The organism is Moorena sp. SIOASIH, assembly GCF_010671925.1.
Taxonomy (GTDB): domain Bacteria; phylum Cyanobacteriota; class Cyanobacteriia; order Cyanobacteriales; family Coleofasciculaceae; genus Moorena.
Genome location: NZ_JAAHIH010000001.1, coordinates 661,411 through 673,697, shown reverse-complemented (window position 1 = coordinate 673,697; position 12,287 = coordinate 661,411). Strand labels below are relative to the sequence as shown.

Here is a 12,287-nt window from a genome sequence, read left to right as displayed (position 1 = left end):
TTCGGTAATAGGTAAGGGAGACTAGGCGATGGGCGATGGTAACTAAACTTTCTATAGCCTAGCACCTAGCCCCTAGCTTGATAATTAGGAGGGAATCGAATTAGGAATGAAGGGTAAAAGATTTTCATTCCTTTTTTAGGTTGAGCCTAAACTCCCTAAACTCATAGATATTTAATTACCAATCAATTACCAATCAATTACCAATCAATTACCAGACAATTATCCGATGAGTGGAGCAGCCTTATAGAGACAGGTTAAAGGCTTAAGCTAATCACCATTTAATTGACATAGTTTTTGAATTGAGCGATTTTTGCTGACAGTTAACGGTTGAAGGTTGGTAGGAGTAAGACCTGTTTGTTCGTCTATAGAGCAGTTAACGGTCAACACTCCACATGCAACACTTAACACTCCACAAACCAGGTTCAACAGGTGCAGCTTAATAATAATACACGGCTTCTAACCGATTCAGAACCATGTTTGATTTAAACAGAAGTTTCATCAGAACAATAAGGTTTACATTTCCTCGTTTGAGCCGAATTGCAGAGAGGCTCAAACAGAGGTTCACAAAGCCCATCACACAGAGCATCACAGACAGTATCACAGACAGCATCACAGACAGTATCCCAGACAGTATCCCAGAGAACCCTAGTGTAATTACTAGTTCAACTGCGACTACAAACAATTCTTCAAACAATTCTTCCAGAACGATCACAAACAATAGCCTCGCTATCAATGGTAACGATGGTATTAGGATAGTAACTAACGACTCACAAACAAATAGCACAAATAGCAGTTTATCAAGTAATCGGTTGAGTTCAAGCAGTAGCAATGGCTTAATCAGCAGTGTGAGTGCAGGTGTAGGCTCCAATGTGATGAGCATGACTACTATTAATGGCAATAGCACAGTGCGGGGTACTCAGGGCAATGATGAACTAACTGGCGGAGATGGGGACGATGTCTTGATTGGTGGCTTTGGTACGGATACTCTCACAGGGGGAAACGGTAGCGATACATTTGTGCTGGGATTGGAAACAACTAGTCCGATAACTGACCCCTCTCTAGCTGATGTAATCACTGATTTCAATGCTGCTGACAATGACAAGATTGGTTTAACTGGGGGACTATCTGGGGAGGACATCCTACTAGACGTATTTGATAGCACTGGTAATGGCATTGTTGATGCCACTTTGGTGAAATTCAATAACGATATTCTAGCTGTAGTCCAAGGAACCGTGGATGGACAGAGTGCAACTACCCTCACTGATGCTGATTTCATCACAGTATCTGATCCAATTTTAGCATAAAATTGATAAGTAGTCGGAATCACCCCATCCCTTACATCTGTTAACTCATATATTGCCCGATTACCCCATCAGCTAAAATCTGAGCAAATAAAACCTAACCATGACTATTCTTTCTAGAGCATCTCTTGAACCACAGGAAATTACTGAGTTTCTGAAACGAGAAATCAAGCTCAAAGACGTCTCTGAGAAAATTTTGTATCAAAAAGTCATTAATCGAGCTGCTGTCGAAAGAAACTTAACCGTCACCGCCGAAGAAATTCAGGAAGAGGCAGATAAATTCCGTCACCAAAATCGCTTGGAGAAGGCTTCAGACACTCTAGCTTGGCTAGCGGATAATATGATTACTTCCGATGACTGGGAAGCCGGAATTCGCCAGCAATTGCTAGCTAAAAAGTTATCCAAGTCTCTATTTGATAAAGACGTGGAAAAGTTTTTTGGTCAAAACCGACTAGATTTTGACCAAATCTTGCTTTATCAAATCCTTGTAGAAAACGGTAAACTTGCCCAAGAACTTTTCTATCAAATTGAAGAAAAAGAAATTAGCTTTTATGAAGCAGCTCATATCTATGACATTGATGAGGAACGCCGACAGAAGTGCGGTTTTGAAGGGAAGCTTTACCGTTGGAATTTACGTCCAGATATAGCAGCGATTGTCTTTGGTGTACCTATTGGACAAGTGGTCAATCCGGTCAAAACTCCTCAGGGTTATCATATCTTGATGGTAGAAACATTTATCCCTGCTGAATTAACACCGGAAAGGTACGACGAGATATTGGATAGACTGTTTCAGGATTGGCTCAATCGTGAACTCAACTATATGCTTCATAGTGACACTATGCTTGATAATGTTGAGAGTCAAACTGTTGAGGCGTTAAGTCAGTAGTGGAATTATTTAGGGTAATGGGTAATGGGTAAGTCAGCTATCAGTCGTAAGCTATCAGCTTATGCGCTACGCGCACGCTACTTGAGGTGCTATCAGCTATCAGCTATCAGCTGATAGCTTACCCTTTAAAGTAGGTAAACATCTATCAAAAAAGCCATGGAGGCATTAAATTATGATTCGCTCCCCGATAATCAGAAAATGGATAGTTTCACCAGATGGAAAGGTAGTAGTCCAAGCGGAAAGTAGGGCATTTGCATCTAGTGATCAAGCAAACACCAGTCAAGAGGTTACTGTGACCAGAGAGTCGGGCAGGAGTTATAGTAGAAGTTCCAGCTCTAGCTTTGCTTCTTCTACGGTCAAAGATAAGAGAGCAAAATCAGGAAAAAAATAAGGGAGCAAAATGCTCCCTTATTTTTTTCCAACTAATAACTAATCCTATCAAATCCGGTTGACTAATTATCATATTCCTGATCGGGTAATTAGTAATTGGTAATAGGGGGATTAGTAATTGGTAGTTTACGATTACTCATTACCGATTACTAATGAGCAACAATCCAGGAGTTGATACGTGATTAACCGGACTTGATTATTAGTAGGATTAATCCCTTAATAATTTTGACTTATCGGTAAAACTTTTAGTTTTTACTCGGTATCCAATGCTCAGTAAACCAAAGAAAAGTAAGCCTAGCAAGTTTGAGGATTCAGGAGCTTTAACGGTTACCTTATTCGTTTTAGCTTCGACTAAGGTCAAATAAGTTGCTGTCTCGAAAGTGCGCTCATAATAACCCTGAACATCAGCCAGAGCAAATTCCTCTGTTCCTCCAAACAACTTAGTAAAGTCGTTATCAGCAAACACATTGTCACTGTGAGCAGACACAAGGAAATCATCATCTCCTAGAGTCTCTAAGTTACCAGAGAGAGCGAAGAAGTCGATGGGAGTACTCAAGTCATTGCTGTGATATAACTCCAAAGTTATGGTGCCCTCGGCACTTGCACTTTCTGCAGGTGGATTGTCGATTAATGTGATTAGATCGAGAAAACCATTGAAATCGAAAGAAAAGGTTTCCCCTGCATCGACAAAGAAGTTGTAACCGATAAGTCCAGCAAAACTTTCCGCCACACCACGGTAGTTGCTTCCTTCACCCTCAGCGGTACTCAAAGATTTATTACGAGCTCGTTTTAGTGGATTGAGTGAATCAGGGGTAAAACTTGACTCCGCGTTCGCCTCAGCAATCACCTCACCCCCAGTTGAAATCGTAAAAGTGTCGGCTTCAGCCAGGGTAACGACTTCCAGAGGATCAGTACTAAAGTTTCTCAAGTCAAAGGATCCTTTAGACAAAGCGAAAGTAGCAGCCAAACTGGGTGCAGCAGCGAGAACGGAACCGGTTACTGTAGCGAACAGTAATAATTTTTTAGCAATGGTTTTGTTCATTTTCATATTTTTCTGGGTGTTGTGGAATAAATTTCAGCCAACGAAGTTTTTTTTGAACTGCCTAAATTTGCGGTTCAATTTGGGAAATTCAAGGCACAATAATTGTTCTGATACTAGTGTTGTAATGTAAGCATTCAGCCGTCAGTAGTCAGTGCTCAGTGGTTAGTGGTCGCTGATAGCTGATAGCACCTCAAGTAGCACCATCTGTAGCGCATTAGCTGATAGCTGATAGCTGATAGCTGTTGGCGTAGCCTGCGCGTAGCGCATATGCTTACGTTGTAATTGTTGTAATCAACAGTGAGCACAGATATTGATTGGTGCCTAAAAAAATCCGGAATATCATTATAATGAATTGATTTTTTACCATTCATATAATATAATTAACCGGAAAAAAATCCCTATTTATAGGTAAGCATTCAGCTCAGGCAATGGCTGATAGCTGGCAATGGTAGATACGCCTAGGGCGTTAGCTGAGGGCTGAATACTTCCATTTATAGATTAAGAATAAGCGAAAAATTCGCTATTGATTATAAAGTCAGCGTAATTATACGTATGGATTATTTAAAGATTTTGTAAAATTAATTTACGGCAGGTAAAGGATTTATAAAAAGCTTTGATTGGATGCTTAAAAAGCTTTGAATACCTTGTGTTTAGTAATGGGTAATAACTAATATCAAGTCAGGTTGAATACCCATAATTAGAGGGAGGGTGGGGAGATGGGGAGATGGGGAGATGGGGAGATGGGGAGATGGGGAGATGGGGACCCACCCCTAACCCCTCCCAGGAGGGAATATGGGGAGATGGGGAGATGGGGAGATGGGGAGATGGGGGGTGCGCTTGTCTCCCTCCGAGACTAATTACTGATTCTAATAATTAGTCAACCGGAGATGATAGTATTATTTTATTCAGATAAATTTGTGAGTTAGAGCAACCTCGGTTAATCGCGTTGTTTATCCTAAGACTATCAACGAATTAAGCTAGTGGACTTGAGCCGAGTTATGGATCATTTGATGGTGTTATGTTAAAATTAAGCAGAATTTATATTTCAGCAATGGAAAACTTAAAGACAACTTAAATAGGAGTCTTGTTTCTAGTTTAAAGTGTCACGATTTGAAAAATCTAATCTCTGCTAATGCCACTAACTTTGAGAACGTCAGTAAGTGTAGGACAGTAAGTCGGTAAACCAAAGGTGGTTGGATTAACGGGGTTCTGATAAATAAAATGTCGGTAGTTCAAGGAAAACCGACTCCAAGGATCCATCTGAATCCGGAACAGCACAATAAAGATATTGGCAAGCCAGATAAACAATGGTAGGCGAAAATAAATTTGAATACCAAGATACCTACAAACTTCTTCTACGGCTTGGTTGACACTCAACGGCTGACAACCCAAAACTAATCTACCACTAGACATCCACTCTGGTTCTGCACTCAATGCTTGATAGGGAGGATGATCAATCAGGTATCGCACGACCTGAGCAATATCTTGGGCGTGGATGAAGTGGAAACTGCCATCAGCTTTAAACCAACGAATCAAGTTAATCCATTTGACAATATCTGGGAGTCCCGATGATAGATGGGAGTAGGGTTTAGTTTCGTCTCCCCCCAGTACCAAGGTAGGAAATAGGGTAGTAATCTTAGGAGCGGACGCTAATTGGGATAAGCGCTTCAGACAAGTGTATTTGGAATAGATATATTCTGTTCCAAGTTCACCGGCCTCTGTCAGTAATTGGTTATTCCTATCCAGTACGCTAGCAGTAGAGAAATAAATCACTTGCTCACAAACAGTAGGGTCAAGCAAGTTCATTAACTGGATAGTTTTGACAACGTTAATATCGAATGTTTCCTGTTGCCCTCCCCAAGCGGTTGCTGCCAGAATTGCCGCATCCATTGTCTTGAGCAAGTCACCAAAGTCTTCAATCTGCCGCAGGTCACCTTCTAGGATGGTAATGCCAGCACGCCTCTTGTCGCCACACTTCAAGTCGTCAAACTTGAATTTGTCAGGGTTTCTGACTAACAAATACAACTCATGGTCAGTTTCGAGACTTAACGCTTCAGTGATGTAGTGACCAATGCAGCCACTAGCACCAGTGATAAAAATCCGCTTGGAGGTCATGGGATTTTGGATTTTAGATTTCGTGATATACTACTGACCCTGACCTAACACTAATAGACAACTAGGTCAACTACTTCTAGGGGTACAAAAAGGTTTTGATGGAGTGAAGAACACTCCCTTGATTGTGGTGGTGATGCATCTTGAAGGATTCTATCCTTAGTAGTCTAATTTGTTGTTCATCTCATCCCCTTCAAGGGGATGAGACTGAGGCGGGGATTCCATTTAGCGGAGGGGCTACGTGGACAAGTAAACGTCTGCACCTTGAAAGCCCGGTCCAACTCTGACCGCAGGATACCCTAGGGGGGACTAGCGCTCCCCAAACCTATGACTGTTAGAGGGATAAAATGGCACAGAATCTAGTAATTTACTATCTACTTCCTCTTATTTTATCTATTATGCATGAACAGCCATTAATTGATCTGCCTGTTTGGCAGTTTCAAAGAAGAATCTAACATTATCTTCTGGAGTTCCGGGTAAAACACCATGACCGAGATTTAAGATATGACCTTTGTTGCCAGCTTTGCGAATAGTATCGACAATGCGATCGCGGATAAAAGCTTGTGACCCAAACAGCACTCCTGGGTCGATATTGCCCTGAACTTTCATCTTATCACCCAATCTTGTTCTAGCTTCTGCCATGTCTACGGTCCAGTCTACGCTGACCATATCAACCCCCGACTGTCCCATGCGTTCAAGCACTCCAGCGCTACCACTGATATAGAGAATGAAGGGGGTATTTGGGTGAGTTGCTTTAACCTGCTGTACTACTCGCTGCTGATAGGGTAAGGCAAAGGTTTCGTAGTCTTGGGGACTCAGTTCACCTGCCCAAGAGTCAAACATTTGTATGACCTGAGCACCGCTATTAATTTGGTAACGGACATAGATAGCGATCGCATCAGCTAGCTTACCCAAGAATTGGTGTAGCATAGCTGGTTGTGAGAACGCCATCCCTTTAATAATGGAGTAATTTTTAGAACTTTTACCCTCAATTGCATAAGCCCCCAAAGTCCAGGGAGCACCGACAAAACCCAGCACTGCTGCGTCATTGCCCACTTCTTCCCGTAGCGCCTTCAAAATTTCCTGGATAAACCCAAATTTCTCTAAATCCAACAGATGTAGCTGGTCAATTTGTTTCTGGGTACGAATCGGTTGGTTAATGATTGGCCCTTTACTTTCGACAATATCAAAATCGATACCAATCCCTGGCAATGGAGTTAGAATATCAGAGAACAAAATCACTCCATCTGGTTTAAACGCTTTCCAGGGTTGTAGAGAAATCTCAATCGCGATGTCTGGGTTTTCGGAGCGCTCGCGAAAACTCGGATACTTATCCCGTAAATCGCGATAAACCTTCATATAACGACCTGCCTGTCGCATCATCCACACAGGGGGGCGCTCTAACTCCTCACCATGAGCCGCCCTCAACAAATAAGGAACCTGGGTTGACCCAGCCATATGGTATCTATCCTATTATACTTTTTTAAGTGTATTTGTCAGCTTATCATGCTGGTATTCCCTTTACTCTACTGATTTTAAGTGTTAACACTAAGTTACAATCGAAGGTAGTGCCTTCCTTAAAAGGTGATGGAAAGAAAGGGAATAACAACCTTTCACTCTTCACCCTGCCAACCTGCCAACCTGCCAACCTGCTAACCTGCTAACCTGCTAACTGGCTAACCTTCAACCTGCTAACCTTCAACCTGCTAACCTTCAACCTGCTAACCTGCTAACTGGCTAACCTTCAACCTGCCAACTTTCAACCTGCTAACCTGCTAACCTGCTAACCTCCAACCCAACTCAAGGTCCCGACCTCAGCATCTAGTTCAACCAGCTGTCCTACAGGAAGGGCAGCGTTAATCCCATCGTGACCGAAAGGCAAGTCAGAGACAACTGGTATACCCAGATCTGAAATGCGATCGCGCAACACTTCCTCCACACTCCAGCTAGGAACATCCTTGGGAGGAGCACAACGGCTAAACCGCCCTAACGCAATACCTTTAACCCCGGCCATTGCACCACTCATCCGCCACTGAGTCAACATCCGGTCAATGCGGTAGGGAGCCTCAGTGACATCTTCGAGAGCAAGAATAACTCCTGATAAGGAAGGTTGTAGGGGTGTACCCAGCAGGTGAGTAGCGACTGTAAGATTAGCCGGTAGCAACACACCATAAACCTTACCACCTCCCCAACCAACCCCTTTCAATGGAGCTATGGGTCGTCCTTCCACCCAATCAAACAACCGTTTAAGTGACCATTCCGGTTCAGCAGCAATAGTAGTCAGTAACGGACCATGAACACCCGAAACCCCAATCTGAGCAAGACTCCACAGTAAAGCTGTAATATCAGAAAAACCAATCAACCACTTCAACTGTTCTGGCCATGTCCAGTCTTCCAGAAGTCTAGCGCTACCATAACCTCCTCTAGCACAGAGAATGCCGCGACATTTGGGGTCAAGACACGCTTCGAGCAACTGTTGCCGTCGCTGACTATCGGTTCCAGCTAGGTAACCTTCCCTAGCATTCCAGTTGTGTGGTAATTGGACATGGTAGCCACGCGATCGCCAAATCTCAATCCCCCGATTGAAAGCATCAACCTCACGCAAGGTTCCACTGGGAACAATTACCCGCAATAGATCTGGCGGTTTTAAGGGTGGTGGTAGCTGGCATCGAGAAAAACTAGCCCTGGTCTTCTGCACAGAAAGTTGATTAACGCTCACCGAATTCCCCAGTAGCTCTTAAGTCATTCCTTGATTTTAAACCCTTGAATCAATGTCACGAATAGCCCAGGGTTAAATGCTTACCAAAACATTGAACTAAAATCCTCACAAGCGCTATCCTAATAAGATATGTAGCTAAGATGTATAGAATATCAAAACTCTGGCGACTCAGTAAAGTAACCATTATAACAAAACCATCACAATTGACGTATGTTTGATGCTCTCGCCGAACGCTTAGAAGATGCTTGGAAAAAACTACGGGGTCAGGACAAGATCTCTAATTCTAACATCCAAGACGCCCTAAAAGAAGTGCGTCGCGCCCTCTTATCGGCAGACGTCAACCTACAAGTAGTTAAAGATTTCGTTGCTGAAGTAGAAGCGAAAGCACAAGGCAATGAAGTGATATCAGGTGTTCGCCCTGACCAGCAGTTCATCAAAATAGTCTACGACGAACTGGTGCAAGTGATGGGGGAAACCAATGTTCCCCTAGCTAAAGCAGACACCCCACCAACCGTTGTGCTAATGGCTGGTCTACAAGGTACTGGTAAAACTACGGCCAGTGCAAAACTCGCTTTACATCTGCGTAAGCTTGAACGTAGCTGTTTGCTAGTGGCTACAGACGTGTATCGACCCGCAGCTATTGATCAATTAGTCACCCTCGGTCAACAAATTGATGTACCGGTGTTTGAGTTAGGTACAGAAGCTGACCCAGTAGACATTGCTCGTCAAGGGGTAGAACGGGCAAAAGCAATGGCTATTGATACGGTAATTATCGATACAGCGGGACGACTGCAAATCGACCAAGAGATGATGGGAGAACTCTCCCGCATTAAAGAAACCGTCCAACCCCACGATACCCTACTAGTGGTGGATGCCATGACTGGTCAGGAAGCAGCAACCCTGACCCGCACTTTCCATGACCAAATCGGCATTACTGGGGCAATTCTCTCCAAACTTGATGGGGATAGTCGTGGTGGTGCTGCCCTTTCAGTCAGGCGAATTTCAGGTCAGCCGATTAAATTTGTTGGGGTTGGGGAAAAGGTCGAGGCACTACAACCATTTTATCCTGACCGGATGGCATCCCGGATTCTGGGTATGGGGGATGTACTCACCTTGGTTGAGAAAGCCCAGGAAGAGATTGACATCGCTGATGCTGAACAGATGCAACAGAAAATGCTGGAAGCAAAATTTGATTTCAGCGATTTCTTGAAGCAGATGCGCCTGTTAAAAAACATGGGCTCCCTTGGTGGCTTGATGAAACTGGTTCCAGGCATGGGCAAACTCAGTTCTGCTCAACTTCAACAAGGGGAAACCAAGCTCAAGCAGTCCGAAGCTATGATTAGTTCCATGACCTCAGAGGAGCGTCGTAACCCAGATTTATTAGCTAGCTCTCCGAGCCGCCGCCGCCGCATTGCCCAAGGTTCTGGTCATACGGAAAAAGACGTCAGGGGTCTGGTGAGTGAATTTACCAGAATGCGATCGCTTATGCAGCAAATGGGTCAAGGTCAGATGCCAGCCATGGGCGGGTTAGGTGGTATGTTAGGTGGTATGGGCGGTGGAAATCCTGGTAATCTACCGGGTTGGCGTGGTAGTGGCTCTGGCAAGAAAAAGAAAAAAGCCAAGAAGAAGAAGGGATTTGGGCAATTATAGTAGAAGGAAGGTTGAACGCGATTGCGTGGCCTTTTGGCCAAGGTTAGAAGGTTGAACGCGATTGCGTGGCCTTTTGGCCAAGGTTAGAAGGTTGAACGCGATCGCGTGGCCTTTTGGCCAAGGTTACGCTGAAGGTTAGCCTGTTGTTCGCCTTTGGCGATTCGGTTTAGGATAGGTTATCTGGTAGAAGGTTAGCCAGTAAAAGGTTAGCCTGAAGGTTAGTCCGTTCCCTGAGGCGTGCGGTGTCGGGTAGGTGAGAAGATTGTAAAGAGGTAGCGGCTTGCCTGCTGAGTCAGTTAAAATCTTCACCATTCAACCTGTTCACTTTCAAACCCCCAAAGATCGCTTAAAATCAAACAGGTGAATTAATTAGGTACAATGATCAAAATCAGATTAAAACGATTCGGCAAAAAGCGTGAAGTCAGCTATCGAATAGTGGCAATTCCCAGCAGTGCACGCCGTGATGGACGTCCTCTAGAAGAACTGGGATTCTATAATCCAAGAAATGATGAAACGAGGCTGAATGTACCAGCAATAGTGAAGTGGCTCAAAAATGGAGCTCAGCCAACACAAACCGTGCGTAATATCTTGCAAAAAGCCAATGTTTTTGAACAAATCCGTACCTGAAATCCTATCTGCTTCTGTTCGAGATGATGACCCAGATTATTCAGCACTAGTGAGATTTTTAATCGAGCCGTTCTTGGAATCACCAGACTCCCTCAGCGTGGACTGTGAGAAATCAAATGGGAAAGAGCGTGTTTGGATTAGACTAGCTTTTAATGGAGAGGATAAAGGGCGAGTTTTCGGTCGGGGTGGTCGCAATATTCAAGCGATTCGGACAGTAATTAAAGCAGCAGCCCAAGCTGCTGGTCAAACTGTTTATTTGGATATCTATGAAGGCTCAGGCTCAGGTAGTAGCCCTCGTCGAGACAATGGCCCTAGTCGTAGAACCATTGTCAGAAGAAATTTACCTCGCCGAGTTTCCAGACCTAGAGTAACTCCAAGATTTCGCACCTAGTGCTCTATTGCAATAGTTTTGAAGGTTTGGGTAATGAGAGGACAATGGAGAAAAGGGAGTAAAAAACATCCTGCTGCTGTACCTCTCATTACCAATGGCAGGAAACCTTGAAGATTGGTCAAGATTGGTAGATTGAGTTGTATATTAACTTACTTAAGTTACCAGTTAACTTCGATAGTTGAGACTGAAGCCTGTAGTTGATAAACCTTGAGTGAAGTATCCAAAACAATTGAGCTACCCAGCCCAGAAAGTGCAATTGCCTTGGTTGGAGACCAGGAAGAAAACCTCAAAACCCTATCACGGCAAACCGGTGCGCATCTGGTGCTGCGAGGGCAAGAGTTATTGATTTCTGGCACCGAGAAACAGGTCGAGCGGGTATCATCCCTAGTGCGATCGCTTAAAACCTATTGGCTCGAAGGTAAAAGGATTACAGGAGTAGACATCCAAACCGCAATTCATGCCTTAGATACCAAGCGACAGGATGAATTAAAAGATTTACATCAAGATGTACTGGCTCATACTCGCCGGGGTGAGGTAATCCGAGCTAAAACCTTCCGGCAACGGCAGTATATCAAAGCTGTACTAAGCCATGACCTCACCTTCTGTGTGGGACCAGCAGGCACTGGTAAAACTTTCCTAGCTGTGGTAATCGCCGCTCAGGCGTTACTCAATAATCAATATGAACGGCTGATTCTGACACGACCAGCGGTAGAAGCTGGTGAAAAACTTGGCTTTTTACCAGGAGACTTGCAGCAAAAAATTAATCCCTATTTGCGCCCCCTTTATGATGCTCTCCATGAACTGATTGATACAGAGAAGACTGCCAATTTAATGGAACGGGGCATTATTGAAGTGGCTCCCCTAGCGTATATGCGAGGTCGCACCCTCAATAATGCCTTCGTGATTATTGATGAAGCTCAGAATACCACACCAGCCCAGATGAAGATGGTTTTGACTCGTTTGGGTTCACGTTCTCGGATGGTAGTGACTGGTGATCTCACCCAGACCGATTTATCTAGCAACCAACCCTCAGGATTAGCGATCACCCTAAAAATCTTAAGATCTGTAGAAGGTATTGCTTTCTGCGAACTCACCAATAAGGATGTTGTCCGTAATCCCCTCGTTCAGAGGATTGTTACTGCTTATCAAAATTATGAACAATAAAGGGT

General features: G+C 43.9%; 12 protein-coding genes. 7 read left to right on the top strand and 5 right to left on the bottom strand.

The annotated features are described in order from the left end of the window. Positions 1–436: 436 nt before the first annotated feature. A complete protein-coding gene (locus F6J90_RS03010; RefSeq protein WP_293091038.1) occupies positions 437–880 on the bottom strand; it encodes a hypothetical protein in 444 nt (147 codons plus the stop codon). Between F6J90_RS03010 and F6J90_RS03005 the strand changes: the two genes are divergently transcribed. Further along, complete coding sequence (locus tag F6J90_RS03005; RefSeq protein WP_293091037.1) at positions 879–1,304, top strand: hypothetical protein; 426 nt, start codon at positions 879–881, stop codon at positions 1,302–1,304. The two genes, F6J90_RS03010 and F6J90_RS03005, sit on opposite strands and share 2 nt — an antisense overlap. 100 nt (positions 1,305–1,404) lie before the next feature. Next, complete coding sequence (locus F6J90_RS03000; protein WP_293091036.1) at positions 1,405–2,187, top strand: peptidylprolyl isomerase; 783 nt, start codon at positions 1,405–1,407, stop codon at positions 2,185–2,187. Positions 2,188–2,785: 598 nt separating this feature from the next. Here the strand turns inward: F6J90_RS03000 and F6J90_RS02995 are convergent. Beyond that, a complete protein-coding gene (locus F6J90_RS02995) occupies positions 2,786–3,619 on the bottom strand; it encodes a hypothetical protein (protein ID WP_293091035.1) in 834 nt (277 codons plus the stop codon). A 716-nt stretch (positions 3,620–4,335) separates the two neighbouring features. Between F6J90_RS02995 and F6J90_RS02990 the strand changes: the two genes are divergently transcribed. Further along, a complete protein-coding gene (locus F6J90_RS02990; protein ID WP_293091034.1) occupies positions 4,336–4,476 on the top strand; it encodes a hypothetical protein in 141 nt (46 codons plus the stop codon). Positions 4,477–4,738: 262 nt separating this feature from the next. Here F6J90_RS02990 and F6J90_RS02985 read toward each other — a convergent pair whose 3' ends face one another. The 3 genes from F6J90_RS02985 to F6J90_RS02975 all read right to left on the bottom strand — a co-directional run bounded on the left by F6J90_RS02985 (position 4,739) and on the right by F6J90_RS02975 (position 8,429). Next, on the bottom strand, positions 4,739–5,734 hold the full coding sequence (locus tag F6J90_RS02985; RefSeq protein ID WP_293091033.1) for an NAD(P)-dependent oxidoreductase: 996 nt from the start codon (positions 5,732–5,734) through the stop codon (positions 4,739–4,741). Positions 5,735–6,127: 393 nt separating this feature from the next. Continuing rightward, positions 6,128–7,189 carry a uroporphyrinogen decarboxylase gene (gene hemE, locus F6J90_RS02980; protein ID WP_293091032.1) on the bottom strand — a complete coding sequence of 354 codons (1,062 nt, stop codon included), beginning with the start codon at positions 7,187–7,189 and terminating at the stop codon, positions 6,128–6,130. Between the two features lie 325 nt (positions 7,190–7,514). After that, complete coding sequence (locus tag F6J90_RS02975) at positions 7,515–8,429, bottom strand: LD-carboxypeptidase (protein ID WP_366513712.1); 915 nt, start codon at positions 8,427–8,429, stop codon at positions 7,515–7,517. A 231-nt stretch (positions 8,430–8,660) separates the two neighbouring features. On the opposite strand from F6J90_RS02975, the gene ffh reads away from it, so the two are divergent. The 4 genes from ffh (at position 8,661) to F6J90_RS02955 (ending at position 12,282) form a co-directional block, all read left to right on the top strand. Beyond that, positions 8,661–10,100, top strand: a complete 1,440-nt coding sequence (ffh, locus tag F6J90_RS02970) for a signal recognition particle protein (protein WP_293091030.1) — start codon at positions 8,661–8,663, stop codon at positions 10,098–10,100. 378 nt (positions 10,101–10,478) lie between these two features. Next, positions 10,479–10,727 (top strand): 30S ribosomal protein S16, encoded by a 249-nt coding sequence (rpsP, locus tag F6J90_RS02965; RefSeq protein ID WP_071102122.1) that lies wholly within the window; start codon positions 10,479–10,481, stop codon positions 10,725–10,727. Continuing rightward, positions 10,702–11,118: a KH domain-containing protein gene (locus tag F6J90_RS02960; RefSeq protein WP_071102121.1), complete on the top strand. Its 417-nt coding sequence runs from the start codon at positions 10,702–10,704 to the stop codon at positions 11,116–11,118. The genes rpsP and F6J90_RS02960 overlap by 26 nt, the downstream gene beginning before the upstream one ends. A gap of 207 nt (positions 11,119–11,325) precedes the next feature. Then, entirely contained in the window at positions 11,326–12,282 is a 957-nt protein-coding gene (locus F6J90_RS02955; RefSeq protein WP_293091029.1) for a PhoH family protein, read from the top strand. The last annotated feature ends 5 nt before the right edge of the window (positions 12,283–12,287 follow it).

Coding starts and splice junctions, on each gene's coding strand:
- F6J90_RS03010 (WP_293091038.1), bottom strand. CDS start 880: ATGCTCATCACATTGGAGCCTACACCTGCACTCACACTGCTGATTAAG.
- F6J90_RS02960 (WP_071102121.1), top strand. CDS start 10,702: ATGTTTTTGAACAAATCCGTACCTGAAATCCTATCTGCTTCTGTTCGA.
- hemE (WP_293091032.1), bottom strand. CDS start 7,189: ATGGCTGGGTCAACCCAGGTTCCTTATTTGTTGAGGGCGGCTCATGGT.
- ffh (WP_293091030.1), top strand. CDS start 8,661: ATGTTTGATGCTCTCGCCGAACGCTTAGAAGATGCTTGGAAAAAACTA.
- rpsP (WP_071102122.1), top strand. CDS start 10,479: ATGATCAAAATCAGATTAAAACGATTCGGCAAAAAGCGTGAAGTCAGC.
- F6J90_RS02985 (WP_293091033.1), bottom strand. CDS start 5,734: ATGACCTCCAAGCGGATTTTTATCACTGGTGCTAGTGGCTGCATTGGT.
- F6J90_RS03000 (WP_293091036.1), top strand. CDS start 1,405: ATGACTATTCTTTCTAGAGCATCTCTTGAACCACAGGAAATTACTGAG.
- F6J90_RS02990 (WP_293091034.1), top strand. CDS start 4,336: ATGGGGAGATGGGGAGATGGGGAGATGGGGAGATGGGGAGATGGGGAC.
- F6J90_RS02995 (WP_293091035.1), bottom strand. CDS start 3,619: ATGAACAAAACCATTGCTAAAAAATTATTACTGTTCGCTACAGTAACC.
- F6J90_RS03005 (WP_293091037.1), top strand. CDS start 879: ATGACTACTATTAATGGCAATAGCACAGTGCGGGGTACTCAGGGCAAT.